Genomic DNA, 20,933 nt, shown 5'->3' with positions numbered 1-20,933 from the left:
CAAGTTCTTGACATAATTTTCCAGGAAATTATGCCCGTAACCCTTCTTAAGTGACTTATGTCACAAATAAAAGCCATAAGAGCCGAAAAAATTTTTCAGGAGATAGAAGCTATGAAGAATCGGGTTTACCGAGGAAATGGGGAGCAAATGCGCGAAAATCGCGATAGTCCTGCGGACGCGCTCTTGGAACGCGAGCGAGGGACGATGGCGCACACACTCGATGCATACATGCAAAGCCAAATCCTGGATAAAACGGAAAGTAATTCCCGCCTCAGTTTGGCAAACCAATTAATCGAGGAAGGGGTCAAGTATGGTTCGTCGTTGCAGTTTAAGGAAGCATTGCAGTATTTGCAGGAGGCACTTAAAATCTACCGAGAACTGGAACATCTTCGCGGAGAAAGCAAGGCGCTGGGAAATCTGGGTAATGTTTACTATACTGCGGCAGATTACGTAAAAGCGATTGAGTATTTCCAACAGTGCTTAGCGATCGCGCACCAACTCCAAGACCGCCGCAGCGAAGGACAGACCTTAGGACATCTGGGAAACGCTTACCGTCACCTGGAAGACTACGCCAAAGCGCTGGAGTATCAGCAGCAGAGTTTGATCGTTGCCAGAGAAATTAAAGACCGGCGCGGCGAAGTTGCAGCACTCAATAACATGGGACTCGCGTACAAAGCGTTGGGTAATTTAAACTCGGCGATCGAGTACCAACTGCAAAGTCTGGCGCTGATGCGGGAGTTGCAAGACCGGGAGGGGGAAGCACAGGTGCTGAGAAACTTGGGAAATGCGTTTTATGCGTTGGAAGACTATCCCCAAGCAATTAACTACTACCAACAGCGCTTGGAGATCGCGCGTCAAATGGAAGACTGGCGCGGAGAAGGACAAGTGCTGCGAAATTTGGGAAGTGCTTGCTATGCTTTGGGCAATTACACCGAAGCGATTGAATATTACCAACAGCGGTTAGCGATCGCCAAACGTCTGAATGACCGCCGAATTGAAGAGCAAACTTTAGGGAGTTTAGGCGTTGCTTGCGAATCGATTGGTAATTTTACCACAGCGATAGAGTGCTACGAACAACGCTTAGCGATCGCGCGCCAACTCCAAGACAAGCGAGTCGAACAACAGTCACTGGGAAGTCTGAGAATTGCTTGCTATGCGATGGGTAACTACGCTAAAGCTTTTGATTATCAATATCAGCATTCCACCACCTTACCAGAATGACCGTTTAATTTATTGGCTTTGCTTGCCAAGTTAAAATCCCATCTGCCTTGGAGGTTTTCATCTAACTTGTTTCAATCTTTATTTATCAGGGTCAATACAATAGACTTCTGGCAAAAATCATTGGGACGGGCAGGATGCCCATCCCACAAAAGGCTTTTTTTCTTGTGGGGTAGGCGTCCCGCCTGCCCAAAAATTAATGGAAAAAAAACTTTTGCAACAGGTAAAATAACTGACGGGATTGCCGTCCCGTCAGTTTTTTTACCAGAAACGCTAGCAGGAACAGATCGGTGACTTACGCACGCGAGGCCAGAAACCCGGTTTTTTCGCATATTTCTGGCTGTCAACCCCGGGATTTTTCATCAAAACCGGGTTTCTTTGCGTAATTCCTAATATCGTTAGTTTCGCAGCAGTTTCAACCCCATTGCCACCTTGTCTAAAAGCGTTTTTTGCGACACGCAGGTAATCAGGCAGAGTTTACCACAACCCACGGTTTGGCGGCGGATTTCCTGAGCTTTTTCACCGTACCAAATTTCACGGGCGCTCTGCTCTTTGATATTACCAACCACGGGATATTCGTCGCATAATTTCACATCTCCCCGCGTGTCAATCCAGAAATTACGCAAACCCACGCGACAAGGACGAGATTCGGGGGGTGCTTGTTCTTCGCGGAAGTGGGGTATCATCAGCCTGAGTACTTCATCGCTGTTCATAATGGGAGCGCCGTTTTTCTTCATTTCAATTAAGCGATCGAGCATCTGTTCAAATTCCGCCATATCTTCGTCTTCGATCCACAGTTCTTCGTATGTTTCTTGCGTCCAACGATTTACTGGCTGGAAATTAACAGTTGTCGCTCCCAGGTGTTCCGCCCATTTGACTATTTCTGGCAGCACGCGGAAATTTAGTTTGTTAATCGTCGGTTTTATATTGATCGGAAACTGCACGCCTTGTTTTTCTTGCTCGTCGCGCAGATACCGAACACCGTTAGAAAGCCTGTCAAATAATCCCGGTTGTCCCCGCAAATAATCGTGGAGTTCTGCATTGTGACCATCCAGCGACATGTTCACGTTAAAGGGATGCGCTGCTACAGTTTTGGCTGCATTTTCTTTCGTCATGCAGTAACCATTTGTTGTGACGCCGCAGTTTATGCCATTTTGATGACTAAAGGTAAGCAAGTCAACAAAACCTTTTTTAATGTATGGTTCGCCACCGCTAAAGTTTATGGAAAAATCGCCGACAAATTCTTTAACTTTCAATAACGCATTCTGCCATTCTTCGATGGTCATTTCGTCTTTGTATTCTTTGAGTCGCCAATACTCGCATTGACGGCATTTAACATTGCAGCGCTCGTTGACAATCCCGTAAAACGTGACCGGCTTGGTCATGTCATAATTGTAATTTATGTAAAGCGATTCCGCGACAGCATTTTGGGTATGTTTGACTGCAAGCTTAGATAAAGTTAAGGCGTCCATGGGTTTCTCCTCTTAGATTACTTTTATAATCGTCTTGAATCCGAGGCGGTGATCTTTGAACTATCCTAATCAATTATTGAAATCTTTTTTCCAGAAAGCGCTATCTTGATTAAATCTTTAGATCTTTAATCCTTGTAACATATAAGTATTTAAAATGATTAACTGGTTAATTTTTGATAAAAACGCCGAAAAGCTGATTAAATAAAGGCTGGCACTGGTGCGATCGCTGCTTCAAACTCAAATGGCGACATCCCACGCCTGTGATTTTAGACTAAATGTTTAATTTTCCTATATCCTTAACGAGTTATTTTGGCTTGATATTGCAATATAGTTTCAGCTTTCTTAACATAAATTAAAATAATGTTACCTTTTTTAAATAAATTGAGACAGTAGAATTACGTAAATACGCAGGTAGATAAATTAAAGTTATAGGAAACTCGGAAGTCAGCAGACCTGGAAAGTTTACAAAATCTTTACAAAACAGACAAATCCAGGACTTACCCACGAGGATGTTAGCAACCGGGTTTATCGGCAGATTTCTGGTTCTTTTGGCAATATTTTACCGAGAAACCCGGTTTTTTGGCACAAATCCAGGACTTACGCCCGAGGATGTTAGCAACCGGGTTTATCGGCAGATTTCTGGTTCTTTTGGCAATATTTTACCGAGAAACCCGGTTTTTTGACCGATTGCACTCACAGGGTCAAGACTTTAAGGGTTTTTAGCGTAGCATCGGCACAACCGCTAATCACTCCACCCATAGTTTGAATCTGTTGTAGGTAATCGAGGGCGGATTTTGTAATGACTTCACCGGGTAGCAAAACGGGAATACCAGGCGGATAGGGACAGATGAGTTCGGCACAGATGCGAGACTTCGCCTGTTCTATCGGTAAAATTTCCGTTGGGGCAAAAAATGCTTCGCGGGGGGAGAGTAGGGGAGTAGAGGTACAGAGAGGCACGACGGCGGGTGGGTAAGGGGGACGTCGATATTCTGTGGTGAGGGTGGTGAAAGCTTGCACAAGTTGCTCTATATCTGCTTCTGTATTGCCCAGACTAATAATAAAAGTTAGATGTTGCAGGGATGCGAACTCAGCCGTAACGCCGAGATATTGATAGAAAATATCATCAACTTCAAACCCGGTTAAACCCAAACCGGATACCGTCACGGTTAGTCGCGTTCGATCTAAAGTAGAAAATATCGGTATTTTTACGGAGGATAGAACAGACAATCGGCGAATTTGCTGAATTTGTTTTATGGCTGCATCAGCTAACTGTAAAGTTTTAGTCATCAAAGCTTCTCCGTGCAATGCCATTTGTTGGCGCGCCGCATCGAGGGAAGCTAAAAGAATATAACTGGGACTGGTAGATTGGACTAACTGTAAAGCTTTGCTGAGGCGATTTCTATCGATGCGATTACCTTGGACGTGTAACATAGACGCTTGAGTCATCCCAGCCAAGGTTTTGTGGATAGATTGTACGGTTAAATCTGCACCTGCTGATAGCGCCGAGGTCGGTAAGTCGGGATGAAAGGCGAAATGGGAGCCGTGGGCTTCGTCTACAAGTAGGGGAATATTATATTGATGGGCGAGGCGAGCGATCGCACCCACATCGCCACAAACCCCATAATAAGTTGGATAAACCATCATCACCGCCTTCGCATCCGGATGCTGCTTTAAAGCATCGGCTACCGCAGCGGGTGTTATAGAGTGGGCGATATCTAGAATCGGGTCGTATTCTGGGAGAACGAAAATCGGGATAGCACCGGAGAGGATGAGAGCAGCGATTGCAGAAGAATGCACATTGCGCGGCAAAATAATCTTATCCCCCGTTCCGCAAGTAGCCAAAATCGCCGCAATTATTCCCGAAGTAGAACCATTGACCAAAAACCAAGTTTGTTCCGCACCAAACGCCGCCGCCGCCAGTTCCTGCGCTGACCGAATCACCCCATCTGGCGCAAATAAAGCATCCAATTCTGCTAATTCAGTCAAATCCGCTCGAAATACAGCCGTTCCCAGCAATTCTGCCAAACTAGGAGCAATACCCACACCCCGCTTGTGTCCCGGCGTATAAAAAGCAGCGTGCGGTTGATTCGCACACAGTCGTAAAGCATCCAACAAAGGCGTTTCTACTTGAAAATCCCGCCAACTTTTACTTGCACTCATTCCCCACTCTTCTTCTCCCTCTGCGTTCTCTGCGCCTCTGCGGTTCATTCAAATATTCTTCTCCCAAAAGCGAGTAATCTCAAGAACGTCCCAAGAGGTAGCTAATGGGAGGGATGTTATTTTATCAGTTTTTCCCTACCTTTATAGAGTTAAACGATAAAATAACAAGTCTTATGATAGGCATTCCCGAACCGCAAATTCCCAGTCCAGAACCCATCCCCCAGCCACCAGTACCGGAACCCTTACCAGCACCCATTCCCCAGCCAGTACCAAGTCCAGTACCAAGTCCAGTACCAGAACCAATACCGGAAACCGTACCAGCACCAATTCCTCAGACAGTTCCGGCACCGATTCCCCAAACGATTCCCGAACCTATCTAAAATAGATCTGGTTCAAAATCAACCCAGTTTCTCATCTTTTAACCTTTACACTCAAATGCTCAGAGCCGGAATAGTCGGACTACCCAACGTTGGTAAATCTACCTTGTTTAACGCCTTAGTTGCCAACGCTAAAGCCGAAGCAGCCAACTTTCCTTTTTGCACCATCGAACCCAATGTAGGCGTCGTAGCGGTTCCCGACGAACGGTTAAACGTGCTAGCGGAAATCTCCAAATCCAAGCAAATTGTGCCGACGCGGATTGAATTTGTCGATATTGCTGGATTGGTGAAAGGCGCAAGTCAAGGCGAGGGACTGGGGAATAAATTTTTATCCCACATCCGGGAAGTGGATGCAATTGTCCACGTCGTGCGCTGTTTCGAGAATGACGATATCATCCACGTTTCCGGTTCGGTAGACCCTCTGCGGGATATAGATGTAATCAATTTAGAGCTAGCATTAGCAGATTTAGCACAAATTGAACGCCGCATAGACCGCACCCGCAAACAAGCACGCGGTAGCAAAGAAGCCCAAATTGAACTAGCCGCTTTGGAAAAAATCAGCGCCGCCTTAAATGAAGGAAAACAAGCGCGGCAAATCACTTTAACCGAAGAAGAAGAACCGCTGATTCAACAACTTTGCTTGCTCACCCGCAAACCCATTATTTACGCCGCCAATGTATCCGAAGATGACCTGGCGACGGGGAATCAATGGGTAGAACAGGTGCGACAACTTGCAGCACAGGAACATGCCCAAGTCGTCGTAGTTTCCGCTCAAGTTGAGGCGGAATTAGTCGAATTACCAGAAGAAGAAAGAGGAGAATTTTTAGCATCTTTAGGCGTCGAAGAAGGCGGGTTAAAATCTTTGATTCGCGCCACATACGAACTTTTAGGCTTGCGGACATACTTAACAACAGGTCCCGAAGAAACCCGCGCCTGGACAATTACCGCCGGAATGAAAGCACCCCAAGCAGCGGGTGTGATTCATACAGATTTTGAACGCGGCTTTATTCGTGCCGAAACTGTTGCTTACAAAGATTTAGTCGAAACTGGTTCGATGACTGCTGCTAAGGAAAAAGGCTTAGTTCGTAGTGAAGGGAAAGAATATGTTGTGCAGGAAGGAGATGTGATGCTGTTCCGGTTTAACGTGTAGCAGGTTAAATCAATAAAGCAAGTTAACAGCTTGATGAAACGGCGAAAATTATTGGAGTATGGAGCGCTAAGCAGCGCTTCATTCTTAGTTAATCAAAAGTGGCTAAACTCTACTCATGACAAGGCAAATTTACCTAAAAGTATGAAGGAAAAACATAGTTATGAATGGAGCGTTTTATACTGGATGCCTTATGACAATAATTTATCACGATTTGGCACTCCTATACTGGAGATGCTGACCAGAGGTGTACAGAGCGACAATATTCTTGTAGTAGTAGAATCAGACTTTAGCGGCGCGAAGCAACTTTCCAGAAATATTATCGCTAAAGGTAAGATTAACCTGCAACAACTAGAAACGGCAAACAGTGCTAGCGAAGAAATATTTGCCGAATATCTTAACTGGGCGAAATCGCAGTTTCAAGCCGAAAAATGGGCGATTGTCTTTTTAGGACATGGGGGTCGTTTAGATGAAATTAGTCCAGATGAACATCCCGAACCTGGATCGTTTTCAGTAACTAAATGGATGAATATTTATAAGCTGAGTCAGATTATAAGTAACTTTAACCAAGAATTAGATAATCGTGTAGAGTTAGTATTCTTTCAAAACTGCAATAAAGGAACGATTGAAGCACATTACACCTTTCGAGATACAGCTAAATATACACTTTATTCTCAATTGGTGCTGGGAGCGCCTAATTATTATTATGAGTCATTGTTTGAATTTTTGGGTCGTCACCCAGAGATTAACGGCGGACAACTAGCGGAAAAGATTATGGAATTTGAGCGGAGCGACATGTACCATAGCTACACAGTCACCAACAATCTTGCTGTGCGCGATCTACCCGCCAAAATTAATCCTCTAATTGAAGAGATTCTTTCGTCTAATACAGATAATATCAAAATCGGTGAAATAAAGAGTTATAATTATATGAGCGATCGCTTTGTAGATGCAGTTGCATTTTTTGAAGCGATCGCTAATCAATCCGATGCCAATAAACAGAAATGCCAAGATTTTGTTGATTCGATCAAAAAATCAATAATTCACAAGTTTTATCCGAATCAAACTATGTTACAAGGAGAACCAGATTATAAAAATTTTTCTGGTCTTGGTAGATTTTTACCTGGAAATAGACAAGCGCTAGAGCAATACCGCTACTTACCAGTATTTTCAGATTTAAAACTGAGCGAAATGTTTGATAAAATTATTTTTAATTAACGACGATATTCACCACCAGTATAAAACGAACAACGTAGTAAAAAACTGAACAACCGAGCCTTATTTATGCCAAAAAACTTTCCCATACTGACTTTAAATATCGCAGAATTGGATGAGCGCGGTTACGGCATTGCTCAACATGGAAATAAGATAGTACAGGTACTAAATGCCTTGCCAGGAGAAACAGTCGAAGCGCAGATTTTTAGAAGAAAAAAAGGAGGATTACAAGGCGTAGCTACACAAGTTTTACAAGCTTCCAATTTGCGCGTAGCACCTCGGGAAGATCATTTTTTATGTTGTTCGCCGTGGCAAATTATAGATTTTGAGGCGGAGAATCACATTAAGGTATCTTCAATCAAAAAGTTTTATCAAGCAGAACAAATAGATTTGCCTGATTTTGATATTATTAGCCTGCCTGACCAAACTTGGAATTATCGTAATAAGGCTGAATTCTCTTTCTATAGCGATGAGACAGATCAATTAAATCTCGCCTTTTTCGGGAGAGATAGTAGAAGTAAGTATCCCCATACTGGTTGCGTTTTAATGGCTGAGCCTATTAATCTAGTAGGCAGAATATTTTTGGATTTCTTAAATGCCCGAAAGATTCAAGCGAGGCAATTAAAAAGCTTGATTTTGCGCTATTGTTATGCTCAAAATAAGGTTGTAGCTTGTCTGTTTTTTAAAGATGAAACTTTGTCATTTAATCCAGAAGAGTTGTCATTTCTTTTAGATGAGGTTTTACAGGGGGTTAGCATTATCTATTCTACTCACAAATCTCCCGCTCCAGTTGTAACTGAAATCAGGCATCAATTGGGCTGTATGGAGTTAACAGAGTCGATTTATAATGTGAATTTAACCTATAACTGGGATAACTTTTTTCAGATTAATCCGCCGGTGTTTGAACTAGCGGCTAAAGATTTGGTTGAGCAAATTAAAGCTACGCCGGATTTTAGTAATTTACCCGTGGTAGAAATGTATGCTGGGATTGGAACTTTAGGGTTATTGGTGGCACGTTTGGTGCCAAAGGTTTTGGCGGTGGAAGTGACTCCGGGTTCCCAGGAACGCGCTATTAGGAATGCGGCACAAAATAGGGTTGGGAACTTTGAATTTATAGAGAGTTTAGCGGAAGAAAGCGTGAGTGCGATCGCCTCGAATCAAATCCTAATTTTAGACCCCCCCCGCGTCGGCTTACACAATAAAGTGATCGAGAAAATTATCGCAGAATCTCCCAAGCATATTGTCTATCTTTCATGCAACCCAAAAACACAGGCAGCCAACTATGCAGCGCTGCAAGAAAAATACAAAATTAGATGGATGCGAGCATATAATTTTTACCCCCATACACCACATATCGAAAGTCTGCTAGTCCTTGACAAAAGATAGAATGCTAATTGTTAATGGCTAATAGCTAAAAACAATTAGCCATTAGCAATTACAGTCATGACGCTCTTCGGAGGCCAGAAACCCGGTTTCGACCTCGAGTTAATTGCTAATAGCTAAAAACAATTAGCAATTAGCAATTAGCAATTCCCAAAATTTACAGATGAACCCAGATTTTCATCATCGGTTCCGAAGATGACGCCGCCAGCAGCACCAGGGACGAGTTCAATCGCTTCAATTTTGCGATAATTGTCATGATAAAGCGGAACCAAATCGGGATTGGAACGGAAATTGATGGCATTTCCTCCCACTGCAAAAGCACCAGCAGTGTAAACAGCAGACTCAAATGGCCCATCATTTCCAGGATCTGTTACAGAGGCAATAAAAAGAATACCGGCTTTATCTACTTTTAAATCTGAAATGTGGCGCAGATTACTGCCAGTCGGGAGGGGAACTTTTAAATTAGCTGAACTTGTTTGAGTAATTTGATAAGTATTCAAGTTGAACTTGCCCCAATAAATTGTAGCAGCTTCTTCTCCTCCACCTCGGTGCGCCCAAATAGCTACTAAATTTCCCTCGATTGCTTGTAAGGTAAATCCTTCTAAATTAGTTGTTGGCGTAATTCCCGGTAAAGTAAAGACCTGGAGAACCGAGATAGTCTTGTTATTGTTGAATCTGATATGATAAACTTTGCCAGAACTGCTTAAGGCCATGAAAGCGTTTACCGTACCGGGAACGGAGGCGATCGCTTCCAAATCCCCAGGCAATTCGACGTTACTAGGCCAAGTTAAAGCAACGTATTCTGGTTGTGCTTCACCCTTGATAGTAATAAACCCTAGACGACCCTCATTTTTACCTTTATTATCGTGAACGATCAGGAAATCCATCTCATGGCTTTGCTGTTTTACCAAAGCCATCCCGCTAATGCCAAAAAGTATGCCACCCCGAACCGGACGCCACTGTTGTGCTAAAGCTGGATGGGGACTCAGCAACATAGCGTTCAAAAGCGCCCCAGTTATCAGCAAATTGAGAAACCAATGCATGTTGTATGTCTGAAAAACAGTTGCATAATTTTAAGGGCATACTGGGAACAGTAGAGACATGGCGCGCAAAGTCTTTACTGCAACCGACTCCCTGGTAAAATGGCGCGAAAGGACAGACAAATATGAGACGCAAATCTACATCCTCCGGCTTCTTTAATTCTACGATTCTGGCAGTTCTGGCAGGCGTGTTTATTTTGGGGGTGGGAATTGGTATCGCCTTTAGCTCGACGGCGACATTGACCCCGACAAACGTGGCGTCGCGGGAATTCATCGACCGTAGTGCGCCAAACGCAGACTTGTGCGTGCAATATGGAGCCAGTGCCATTGTCACCGATACCCGCGTGTTTGTGACGCTAAATCCCTTCAACGTCTACGTGACCCAGCCGCGTATGCAACCAGGGTGCGTGCTGCGTACCAATAACTGGTCAATTCTAGAACAAAGAAAAGCGGTGAGCGGGGATGATGTGCGCCAGTGTAAGAACCGGATGAACACTTTTGGCTACACGGGTGACTTGGGAGATAAACCCCTAGTTGACTGTATCTATCAAAACGATGCCGAGAAAAACCGCTTCCTCAATCAACCAGGTTCTATCGGCGCTCCCGCACCAGAAACCAACCAATTCTAATTATTTGAATTCAACAACCCCCACTTAAAATCGCCTAGAGCATCGGTCAAGGATTGGGTATCGGATTATGACCGAGGCTCTAGGCTTTTACCTTTGAAGCGGGTGGGGGTATTCTACCCTAGATTACAGCTTGTAACTTGTGCTAAACAATGGATCGGGACTTACGCACGCGGGGGCAGAAACCCGCTTTTTTCGCAGATCTTTAACTTCCCAACTGGGGATTTTTCGTAAAAACCGGGTTTCTTTGCGTCAGTCCTGTGGATTTTTCCACACTTGCACTATGCCCGTTGATGCAAAATGCAAAAGCAGTATTGGATTTTAGAGCAGGCAGAGTATAGTTTTCTAAGGGCTTGCACTGATAATGCCAAAAGCCCCCTGTGTGTCAGTTCCACAGAGAGTTTAGGGTGTTTACTGTCGCAAATATATGAAAATGCTCCATTCGATGACGCAACATCTCAACAACTTGCGGCGCTCTGCCAGCGCTTGCGCTTTGAAGAAAACCATCGGTGGCGCTTCGGTTTTATCGGAACCCGCGATCAATTTGCTGCAAAAGAAATTTTCCGCGTTGCTACGTAGTGCCAATTGCTCTCAAAGGCAACCAAAGCGCTACAGTAGCACCTGTGCGCGTACGCGTAACTGCCCCACGGTTGTGTTTGTTGTCGCCGTAGCGTCTCTCACCAGCGTTCTAGGTTATCGCTTCTACAACCAACCTAAATTAGTGGTTGGAACAGTTGCCCCGCAAACAATTTGGGCACCAGAGGACGCTACGGTCGAAGATACTAAAACCACCGAAGCCAAACGAAAAGCAGTCCGCAGGAATTTAGCACCCGCGTTGATGGTCGATCGGGAAGTGGATCGACAAATTTACCAGCAACTTCAAGAAAGTATCGATAAAATTAACTCGCTCAGGCAACTGCTGGCTCCGTTTCCCTTTACCAATACCTCAACCCTATCGATTTCTACCCAACTTTATTTGCTCGAAACTCCAGAATGGCAATGGCGAACCGTGCTAGCAAACCTAGACGCACATAGGACAACCGATGAGCTATTTTCCACTCCCGCCGTTGCGCCTTCCTCCCCTTCAGCGGAACTACAACGCGCCATTACCGAACTGCAAGCTTATCAACGCACTGCATATTCCGCCAATTTATCCGCACTGATCGATCAAATTACCCAGGCTCGACAGCGTTACCAAAAGGCGCTATCAGTTCTCAGTCAGGAGTGTAAAGACGAGGGAATTGGGTCGTTAGTCAGTCAAAGCGCGACTGGGGTCTACGTTAGGTCTGCAATGCTCAGCAACGCCCTCGATACCCCCGACTGCGGCTATGCTGCTTTCTTGGTAGCATCCCAGTCAGACTGGCAAAAAACCCAAACGGGTATCCGCAACGCTGCCGAGTTAATTCTCACCCAAGGCATCCCCCCTGGTTTACCGCCTTCCCATTTGCAGGAAACCGCGAGTATCCAGGTGCAAAATCAAGTGCCGCAAAGCCTGCAATCTTCCGCAACGGCGTTGTTAATATCCCTCCTGGAGCCGAATTTAAAGCAAGATGCCGCACAAACGCAACGTTTGGCAGAACAAGCGGTACAAGCTGTCCCACCGGAAATTATCCAGGTGCGGCGAGGCGAGATCGTAGTCCGGGCGGGGGAGGTCATTACCCAACCGGATTTTTTACTTTTGGATTATTTCAACCTCAGTCGTCGGGGGCTGAATTGGCTGGGGTTAATTGGCTTTGCTGGAGTGAATTGCCTCGGTGTGAGCGCGTTTTGGCTGGTGCAGCGGCGATTTCATCCTGGGATGCGCCGCCGCGACTATATTATGGTGCTGCTGTTGACGCTCTCGACGCCGCTGATGGTAAGTTTGGGCTGGCACTATACCAGCTTGCCTGCGATTGGTTTATTGATGGGTAGCTTTTACGGTTCGGCGTTGGGCGTGACAACGGTTGGGTTGATTGCCTTATTTCTTCCAGTTAGTCTACCCATTAGCTGGGAGCATTTGCTTGCCGATGCTGTTGGCGGGCTGCTGGGTGGTTTAATGGCAGGAAGGATGCGATCGCGCGAAGAACTCGCCCTCTTGGGCGTCGCCGTCGGCTTAGCTGAAGGCACAGTCTACCTGCTACTTAATCTAACCATGGGCGCTGCTTCCGGTTTGCTCTGGTATGCTTTACTCCGCAAAGCCGCGTTATACAGTCTCACGGGTTTGGCTTGGAGTGTGGTAGCGCTGGGTCTCTCGCCTTATTTGGAACACCTGTTCGACTTGGTAACCTCGATCCGCTTATCCGAATTGGCTAACCCCAATCGACCTTTGCTCAAGCGTTTGGCAGAAGAAGCAGCGGGAACTTTCCAGCATACCCTGTTTGTCGCCACTCTCGCCGAAGCTGCGGCTAAAGCTTTGGGATGCAACGTCGAACTCGTTCGCACGGGGACTTTGTATCACGATATCGGCAAGTTGCACGACCCCCAAGGATTTATTGAAAATCAAATGGGCAAGCCGAACAAGCACGACGCAATTAACGATCCTTGGAAGAGTGCCGAAATTATTAAAAAGCACGTCACCGAAGGATTGGCGATGGCGCGCAAACACCGACTCCCCAAGGCAATCTGTGCATTTATCCCCGAACACCAAGGCACGATGCTGATTGCCTATTTTCATCACAAAGCCCAGCAAGAATCCAGCGAACCCATCCCGGAAGATGATTTCCGCTACGATGGCCCGATTCCCCAGTCCCGCGAAACTGGTATCGTCATGTTGGCAGATTCTTGCGAGGCGGCGCTGCGCAGTCTCAAAGATGCATCTTATGACGAGGCTTTACTCATGGTGAATAAAATTCTCAAAGCTCGTTGGCTAGATAATCAACTCGTCGATTCCGGTTTAAGACGCGAAGAAATGCCCCTCATCGCTGAAATTTTTGTCCAAGTTTGGCAACAGTTCCATCACAAGAGGATTGCTTATCCCAAAATAGGCGTTAAAACTTAGCAATTTTATCCCTAAAGGCTAGGAATCTAACGGCTCCTATTAATCGCATCCTAACTGCTAATGCAGTTGCTATAGTTTAATTTTTCCTTAAAAAAGAGGAAGGGTTGATTTCAGGGTCGATTTTTGTGGTATTATAAGTTTATTCTAATAATGGAATATTTTTAATTTTTATATTTATGTATAAATTACCATAATATGAAATAAGTATAGCAGAAATTGGGAGCGATCGCAACCCCCTATCAGCAGAAAAATCGCATCTTTTGATAAAAAAAATAAATGAGTAATGGCTAATTGGTAATGGTCAATTGGTGATATAGGGTTTTTCCCGATTGAGGGATGAGGGATTATACCAATTTCCTTTGAAAATGCTACAGCTCGACGTGTGACGATTGTAGGGGCGGGTTTTACCAGTAATGTGGGGAAAAAACTTTCAATTTCTCGAAACCCGCCCCCAAGTGTGGCGAATTCATGGAAAAAGGAACTATTAGCCATTAGGTTATCCCATGGTTAAAGCGAGCGCAACAATTGAGCGATCGTTGTCAGATCTTGCAGATACAGCAGTGTGCGGGCTGCCATTTTTGCTGCCCGCACACTGCTATCCTTCGGTGTACCTCATAGGGCTGCAAACCGCTATAAAGATCCGCGATCCCAAAGGATTGGTTAACACTATGCTCAACCCACCCTACGAATAATTAGATAATTTTATATAACCATGAATTATTCGGCGTCAAGGATTGTGTTTTCATGGGCGGTGTTGTATAGTTAAAAACTGGAATAGGTTCTCGTCAATGAAACCGACCGCTAAATTGGCGTAAAGTAACCCGTGACTCGCTTGCCCAAAGGGAAGGTAAATCAGGGCTTGATCTGCCGCTCCACCCAAACGTATGTAATCAATTTCGTACAGCTATGTTTGATTGTGTTTAATTGAAGATTTGGATGATTGCGAGAGAGGAAAGAACCTCATAATCAATTATACTAAATTTAGGTCAGGGAGAGTAAATCCCCTGTCGCTGTCTAATCGCAATGAGTTCTGATTCTGGATATAACTGCAGAGTTTGTATACCACAGCAGTCAAACATAACTTGAGGGGGTGGCAAGTTATATCATGTCCGCTTGAATACCCATAGTTAGGACTGACGCTCTGATGCAGAGAGTGTTAATTATAGGTGATTTGCGGAAGATTATACTACCAGGGATGGAGTAGTATCATACTTTTTTGTCTCAGATAATGGTCAACATAGCAAAAATCATGGAAAAACTAAACATAATTTTGTACCCATTTCAAGTACCATTTTTGGCATCATCTCAAATATATTGGGTATATATACTTTCAGCTATTTTCATAGCGACATTAATATATGTATTTGGGAGAGGGAATCAAGAGCGGGATAAAAATTTACTGCAATACCTTTTACCCAAAGAAGTCTATTTACATCGCTCATCGATTACGCAGTACAAATATTTTTTTCCGATTTGCTTATTTGAGATAATTTTCTTAGTGCCAACTACAATATATTTAGCAAATATTGCCGAGATAACAGACAAAACTTTGACAGAAATAACAGGCATTACGGCACCTTTTGCTATAACGATTCCCCAGCTATGGCAGAATATACTATTCACCTTTTTTATAGGATTATTGGCTGACTTTGCTAATTTTTTATACCATTATCTGTCTCACAAAATTCCGGTTTTATGGGAATTCCATAAAGTACATCATTCTGCCGAAGTCATCACACCATTGACTGTATATCGCACCCATCCAGTGGAGTTGTTTTTCGGGACAATAACGATTGTTTCAGTCGCCGTTTTCGGAACGGGTATCGGGATGTATTTGTTTGGCACCGAGATGAAACAGCTATTAATTTATGGAGTTAGCTTTGAGCGGTTTATCTTTTATTTAGCCGGGTATAACTTGCGTCATTCTCATATCTGGTTAGCGTATCCTCAGTGGATTAGCCATGTTTTAATCAGTCCAGCGCAACACCAAATTCATCATAGTGTAGAACCAAAACATTATGATAAAAACTTTGGTTATATATTAGGTTTTTGGGACTGGATGTTTGGCTCCTTATACGTACCAACCAGTTATGAAAAACTGAATTTTGGTTTAGCCGATGGAGAATCAAACTTGTTTAATAGTGTCCCCAATATCTTTTTGCAACCATTTAGAGCAATTTGGCAGCGAATCAGCCAAATCTCAGTCTAATCGAAATCTAATGGATATTTTCATCTCTCGCATTCACGCAATTGACAACCTATAGCTGTGGTCAATTTAAAAACTGATGAATTTCAACCAAAAGACAATCTTGATCTCATTTCCCTAAGAGTTAACATGAGCCACGCCGCCCTAAATTACAACTATCAAACCACCGGAGTTACTCAAGATTTAGAACTGACAACAGAAAGTTGGTATTCACAAAGCCAGTGTATTCATCAGCTATTTGCACAACAGGTAGAAAAAACACCAGATGCACTAGCCATAGTATTTGAAAACCAACAATTAACCTACCGAGAATTGAACGCCAAAGCTAATCAACTGGCACATTATTTGCAAGCAATCGGCGTAGGGCCAGAAGTATTAGTAGGTTTATGTGTAGAGCGTTCTATAGAAGTAGTTATCGGAATTCTCGGTATCCTCAAAGCCGGTGGTGCTTACGTTCCTTTAGACCCTGCCTATCCCCAAGAACGCCTAGCATTTATATTAGAAGATTCTAACTTAAAAGTGGTTTTAACTAAAACCCAATGGCTAGAAATCCTACCTGTTATTAAGGCTTCAGTTTTATGTTTAGATGCAGACTGGCAAAAAATTGATCAACAAAGTCAAGAGAATCCTAACTGTGATGTCACACCAGAAAACCTGGCTTACCTAATATATACCTCCGGCTCTACTGGGAAGCCAAAAGGAGTCCAAATGCCTCATGCCAGTATTTGGAATTATCTTCAGGGCATCACTAAAATCATCCCAGTCAACAGCAACGATATTTATCTCCAGACAGCATCTTTCTCATTTACCGCCTCAGTCAGACAATTATTTTTACCTTTGTCCCAAGGTGCGACAAGCGTTATTGCTACCCGCGAACAAACAAGAACTCCCCTCAGCCTATTTCAATTAATCCAAACCCAAGGAGTTACTATCTCTGATGGTGTACCTTCGGTGTGGCGTTATGGACTCATGGCTTTAGAAAGTTTAGATCAAAAATATACAAAAGCCCTGAGTGAATCAAAACTAAGATTTATCATCTTTGGTGGAGAATTACTCCCCTATCAACTAATTAAAAAGTTACGCAAACTATTTCAAACCCCAACCCGATTTTTTAATATCTTAGGTCAAACCGAAAGTATTGGCAATGGTTTTTATTCCATTCCAGAAAACTGCGATATTGAAGAAGGATACGTTCCCGTTGGTAATCCCCTCCCAGACATTCAGCAGGTTTACGTCCTCAACTCCCAACTAGAACCAGTAAAAAATGGAGAATCTGGAGAACTACATATAGCAGGTGCTACCTTAGCGCGTGGTTATTTAAACCGCACCCAAGCCAATAGCGAAAAATTCATTAATAATCCCTTTAATCCCCAACAAAAACTTTTCAAAACCGGGGATGTAGCGAGCTACTCCCAAGAAGGTAATTTAGAAATTCTTGGTCGCATCGACTTTCAGGTAAATATCCGAGGGATGCGCGTTGAGATCGAAGAAATCGAAGCCGTATTAAAACTGCATCCATCAGTTCGAGAAGGTGTAGTTTCCCTGCGAGAAGATATCCCCGGAGATCAGCGCCTTGTCGCCTATATAGTCCCAAACAATCAAGCCTTAGATTTGGCAGAAATCCGCAGCTTTATAGAGCAAAAACTACCAGATTATATGGTTCCTAACGCCTTTGTGCTGCTGGAAAAACTGCCATTATTACCCAACGGAAAATTAGACCGCAATAATTTACCAGCACCAAATATATCGGCAGAAATTCGTAACTATGTTGCCCCCCGTAACCCCCAAGAACAACTAATCGCCGACATTTGGGCAGAAGTTTTAGGATTAGAAAAAGTAGGCATTTATGACAACTTTTTAGAACTGGGAGGACATTCCCTACTTGCCAGTTTAGTTATATCAAGATTGCGCGAAGCCTTAGCCGTAGAATTACCAGTCAGCGCTTTATTTGAATCGCCAACCGTAGCCAGTTTAAGCGAAAAAATTGAAAAATTATCCCAGCAAAACCAAACCCATCAAACCTTACCGATATTAGAACCTATTGCTCGTTCTGTTGAATTACCTTTATCTTTGATTCAACAGCGATTTTGGATTCTTGACCAAATAGAAGGAGCCAACGCAGCTTACAACATTACCAGAGCTTTGCGTTTAGTTGGTTCCCTGAATTTAACCGCACTTCAACAAGCAATACAGTCAATTATTCAACGTCACGAAACTCTGCGGACTTCCTTTGGCATGGTAGAAGGAAAACCCGTGCAATTTATCGCAGAAACTGTACCATTGACTTTACCTTTGGTAGATTTACAAGACTTGCCAGAAGTTGAGCGAATGGCGGAATTGGAAAGATTAATTACCGCCGAATATACACAACTTTTTGAGTTAAGCACAGCACCTTTATTAAGAGCCAAACTGATTCGCCTAGAATCAGATTCCCATGTGTTGCTAGTGACAATGCACCACATCATATCCGATGCTTGGTCAGCAGGAATTTTCCTCAAAGAATTGTCGAATTTATATGCAGATTATCCCTTACCAGACTTGCCAATTCAGTATGCAGATTACGCTTACTGGCAACGTCAATGGCTGCAAAATGAGCTTATCAATACCCAGCTAAACTATTGGCAACAACAGTTAGCAGATGCTCCCCCAGTAATAGAATTACCAACAGATTACCCCCGTTCTGCTATTCAAACATTTCGCGGTAGTATCCAGCGGTTTAAATTAGGTAATGACCTGACTAACAAACTGAAAAAATTAAGTCAGAAGTCGGGTACTTCCCTATTTATGACTCTGCAAGCGGCTTTTGTCACCTTTCTTTATCGTTACACTGGTCAAGAAGATATTGTTATTGGCTCTCCCATTACCAACCGCAACCGTCCAGCCCTTGAGTCATTAATTGGGTTTTTTGTCAACACCCTAGTTTTACGCACTCGCTTAGAAAACAATCCCACCTTTAAACAATTATTATCCCAAGTCCGACAGGTTGCCCTTGATGCTTATGTTCATCAAGACTTACCATTCGATCGATTAGTTGAAGCTCTGCAACCAGAACGGCACAAAAACCTGAGTCCACTGTTTCAGGTAATGTTTGTCTTGCAAAATTCCCCAGTAGAAAAACCAAACCTACCAGGTTTAAATGTAACGCAGATTGAATTAGATAGACCCACCGCAGGAGCGACTTTTGATTTAACGCTGTCCATGCAAGAAATAGATGCAGAACTCACCGGAGCATTGGAATATAATGCCAACTTGTTTGATGCTGCAACTATTGCCAGAATGGTAGATAATTTTCAAACTTTGGTAGAGGCTATTGTTAATAATCCAGAGCAGCGAGTAGGACAATTACCATTACTCACCACAGCGCAACAACATCAGCTACTTGTAGAATGGAATCAAAACCAAACTAATTATCCTCATCAATGTATTCATCAATTATTTGAGCAGCAAGTAGAAACAACACCAGAGGCGATCGCTGTAAAATGGGAAAATCAACAACTTACCTATCGAGAGTTAAATAATCGAGCTAATCAACTAGCACATTATTTGCAAAAGTTGGGTGTTGGTGCAGAAACTTTGGTGGGAATTTGTTTAGAGCGATCGCCTAAAATCATCGTAGCTATGCTAGGGATTCTCAAAGCAGGTGGTGCTTATTTACCCCTAGATCCCAGCTATCCTAGCGATCGCTTGCAGTTTATGCTCCAAGATGGACAAGCCTTTTTAGTCTTAACAGAACAGCAACTATGGGGACAACTCACCTCGGTTGAGCAGATTTGTTTAGATCGGGACTGGTGTGTAATTTCTCAAGAGAGCCAACAGAACTTAAACTGTCATATAACCGCCGATAATTTAGCGTATGTTATCTACACATCAGGGTCAACAGGTCAACCTAAAGGTGTGATGGTTCCCCATCGCGGAGTAGTGCGATTAGCAGTCAATACTGACTATGTAAACTTGCGATCAACAGATGTAATTGCCCAAGCTTCTAATACTTCCTTTGATGCTGCTACCTTTGAAATTTGGGGAGCATTACTTAATGGGGCAAAAGTAGCGATTCTCAACAGAGAAACCATTCTATCACCACAAGATTTTGCCAGCAGTTTAGAAACAGAAGAAATTACCATCCTGTTTATTACTACGGCACTATTTAACCAAATTGTTCAAGAAGTACCCTCAGCATTTCGACATTTACGCTACTTATTATTTGGCGGTGAAGCTGTTGATACTCGGCGAGTGCAACAGTTATTAGCAGGAGAGTCCCCCCAAAAATTGTTGCACGTTTACGGACCTACCGAGAATACCACCTTTTCCACCTGGTATCATATCCAGCAGATAAAACCAAAAGCAGAAACAGTTCCTATTGGTCGAGGAATAGCTAATACCCAAACCTATATACTCGACCGCTATCTACAACCAGTTCCCATTGGTGTTACTGGAGAACTTTATGTTGGTGGTGCAGGTTTAGCCAAAGGCTATTTAAATCGTCCCGACTTAACATCCGAGCGATTTATTACCAATCCCTTTATCCCCAATGAACGCCTGTATAAAACCGGAGATTTAGTCCGCTATTTACCCGATGGAAATATTGAATTTATAGGACGCATCGACCACCAAGTAAAAATTCGCGGATTCCGCATTGAACTAGGAGAAATTGAAACCCTTCTCCATCAACATCCCCAAGTTCAGCAAGTAGTAGTAATTGTCCGCGAAGACAATCCAGGCAATAAATATATCACCGCCTATGTTGTCAATGAAAACTTGACCCTTACCAGTAACGAATTGCGTCAATTTGTCAAAGAAAATTTGCCGGAATATATGATTCCATCGGCGTTTGTAATCCTCAACGCCTTTCCCCTCAATCCCAACGGAAAAATAGACCGTCGCGCCCTACCTGTCCCCAATTTAGCAGAAAATCGCCAAACAGCCTTTGTACCCCCCAGAAATCCCACCGAAGAAATCATTGCCGACATTATCGGTGACATACTCCCTCACCAACCTTAACAGGTATGGTGAGGGCTTCTTGAAGCCCGATTAAGGGTATGCAAGATTTCCTTCGTGGTACTGTTATCTATAGTTCCAACTATAGTCAGATTCCCACTACGGCGTTTTATACTA

General features: G+C 43.6%; 12 protein-coding genes. 9 read left to right on the top strand and 3 right to left on the bottom strand.

Features of this window, described 5'->3' with window-relative positions; translation table 11 throughout:
• The first annotated feature begins 111 nt into the window (after nt 1-111).
• Complete coding sequence (locus tag ACE1CM_RS34035; RefSeq protein ID WP_374883309.1) at nt 112-1,221, top strand: tetratricopeptide repeat protein; 1,110 nt, start codon at nt 112-114, stop codon at nt 1,219-1,221.
• 395 nt (nt 1,222-1,616) lie between these two features.
• Here ACE1CM_RS34035 and ACE1CM_RS34030 read toward each other — a convergent pair whose 3' ends face one another.
• Together ACE1CM_RS34030 and ACE1CM_RS34025 are read right to left on the bottom strand one after the other, a co-directional pair.
• Complete coding sequence (locus tag ACE1CM_RS34030; RefSeq protein ID WP_374883308.1) at nt 1,617-2,690, bottom strand: radical SAM/SPASM domain-containing protein; 1,074 nt, start codon at nt 2,688-2,690, stop codon at nt 1,617-1,619.
• Nucleotides 2,691-3,383: 693 nt separating this feature from the next.
• A complete protein-coding gene (locus tag ACE1CM_RS34025) occupies nt 3,384-4,850 on the bottom strand; it encodes an aminotransferase class I/II-fold pyridoxal phosphate-dependent enzyme (RefSeq protein WP_374883368.1) in 1,467 nt (488 codons plus the stop codon).
• A 104-nt stretch (nt 4,851-4,954) separates the two neighbouring features.
• Here ACE1CM_RS34025 and ACE1CM_RS34020 point away from each other — a divergent pair, with 104 nt between their 5' ends.
• The 4 genes from ACE1CM_RS34020 to rlmD all read left to right on the top strand — a co-directional run bounded on the left by ACE1CM_RS34020 (nt 4,955) and on the right by rlmD (nt 8,975).
• Complete coding sequence (locus tag ACE1CM_RS34020) at nt 4,955-5,230, top strand: gamma-aminobutyric acid A receptor, epsilon-like protein (RefSeq protein WP_374883307.1); 276 nt, start codon at nt 4,955-4,957, stop codon at nt 5,228-5,230.
• A gap of 55 nt (nt 5,231-5,285) precedes the next feature.
• On the top strand, nt 5,286-6,377 hold the full coding sequence (gene ychF / locus ACE1CM_RS34015) for a redox-regulated ATPase YchF (RefSeq protein ID WP_374883305.1): 1,092 nt from the start codon (nt 5,286-5,288) through the stop codon (nt 6,375-6,377).
• A 33-nt stretch (nt 6,378-6,410) separates the two neighbouring features.
• Nucleotides 6,411-7,592 (top strand): clostripain-related cysteine peptidase, encoded by a 1,182-nt coding sequence (locus ACE1CM_RS34010; protein ID WP_374883304.1) that lies wholly within the window; start codon nt 6,411-6,413, stop codon nt 7,590-7,592.
• Between the two features lie 66 nt (nt 7,593-7,658).
• A complete protein-coding gene (rlmD, locus tag ACE1CM_RS34005; protein WP_374883302.1) occupies nt 7,659-8,975 on the top strand; it encodes a 23S rRNA (uracil(1939)-C(5))-methyltransferase RlmD in 1,317 nt (438 codons plus the stop codon).
• Nucleotides 8,976-9,112: 137 nt separating this feature from the next.
• Here the strand turns inward: rlmD and ACE1CM_RS34000 are convergent, their stop codons facing one another.
• Nucleotides 9,113-10,015, bottom strand: coding sequence for a hypothetical protein (locus tag ACE1CM_RS34000; RefSeq protein WP_374883301.1), 903 nt, complete (start codon nt 10,013-10,015; stop codon nt 9,113-9,115).
• Between the two features lie 122 nt (nt 10,016-10,137).
• Between ACE1CM_RS34000 and ACE1CM_RS33995 the strand changes: the two genes are divergently transcribed.
• From ACE1CM_RS33995 to ACE1CM_RS33980, 4 genes are all read left to right on the top strand, one after another.
• The gene (locus ACE1CM_RS33995; protein ID WP_226582232.1) at nt 10,138-10,641 is read left to right on the top strand and encodes a DUF3172 domain-containing protein; all 504 of its coding nucleotides are present in this window, start codon (nt 10,138-10,140) and stop codon (nt 10,639-10,641) included.
• A 424-nt stretch (nt 10,642-11,065) separates the two neighbouring features.
• Nucleotides 11,066-13,615 (top strand): HD family phosphohydrolase, encoded by a 2,550-nt coding sequence (locus tag ACE1CM_RS33990; RefSeq protein ID WP_374883300.1) that lies wholly within the window; start codon nt 11,066-11,068, stop codon nt 13,613-13,615.
• Between the two features lie 1,249 nt (nt 13,616-14,864).
• Entirely contained in the window at nt 14,865-15,824 is a 960-nt protein-coding gene (locus ACE1CM_RS33985) for a sterol desaturase family protein (protein WP_374883299.1), read from the top strand.
• Between the two features lie 57 nt (nt 15,825-15,881).
• Nucleotides 15,882-20,819, top strand: coding sequence for an amino acid adenylation domain-containing protein (locus ACE1CM_RS33980; protein WP_374883298.1), 4,938 nt, complete (start codon nt 15,882-15,884; stop codon nt 20,817-20,819).
• Nucleotides 20,820-20,933: the final 114 nt, after the last annotated feature.

It is taken from the genome of Microseira sp. BLCC-F43 (assembly GCF_041929235.1).
Lineage (GTDB): Bacteria > Cyanobacteriota > Cyanobacteriia > Cyanobacteriales > Aerosakkonemataceae > Microseira.
Note: the sequence above shows the minus strand (reverse complement) of the source record. Positions and strands in the feature narration are given on the sequence as shown.

Excerpts from the sequence above, each read along its gene's own strand:
- ACE1CM_RS34030 (WP_374883308.1), bottom strand. The coding sequence starts at position 2,690 with ATGGACGCCTTAACTTTATCTAAGCTTGCAGTCAAACATACCCAAAAT.
- rlmD (WP_374883302.1), top strand. The coding sequence starts at position 7,659 with ATGCCAAAAAACTTTCCCATACTGACTTTAAATATCGCAGAATTGGAT.
- ACE1CM_RS33985 (WP_374883299.1), top strand. The coding sequence starts at position 14,865 with ATGGAAAAACTAAACATAATTTTGTACCCATTTCAAGTACCATTTTTG.
- ychF (WP_374883305.1), top strand. The coding sequence starts at position 5,286 with ATGCTCAGAGCCGGAATAGTCGGACTACCCAACGTTGGTAAATCTACC.
- ACE1CM_RS34000 (WP_374883301.1), bottom strand. The coding sequence starts at position 10,015 with ATGCATTGGTTTCTCAATTTGCTGATAACTGGGGCGCTTTTGAACGCT.
- ACE1CM_RS33995 (WP_226582232.1), top strand. The coding sequence starts at position 10,138 with ATGAGACGCAAATCTACATCCTCCGGCTTCTTTAATTCTACGATTCTG.
- ACE1CM_RS34020 (WP_374883307.1), top strand. The coding sequence starts at position 4,955 with ATGGGAGGGATGTTATTTTATCAGTTTTTCCCTACCTTTATAGAGTTA.
- ACE1CM_RS34010 (WP_374883304.1), top strand. The coding sequence starts at position 6,411 with ATGAAACGGCGAAAATTATTGGAGTATGGAGCGCTAAGCAGCGCTTCA.
- ACE1CM_RS33990 (WP_374883300.1), top strand. The coding sequence starts at position 11,066 with ATGAAAATGCTCCATTCGATGACGCAACATCTCAACAACTTGCGGCGC.
- ACE1CM_RS34025 (WP_374883368.1), bottom strand. The coding sequence starts at position 4,850 with ATGAGTGCAAGTAAAAGTTGGCGGGATTTTCAAGTAGAAACGCCTTTG.
- ACE1CM_RS34035 (WP_374883309.1), top strand. The coding sequence starts at position 112 with ATGAAGAATCGGGTTTACCGAGGAAATGGGGAGCAAATGCGCGAAAAT.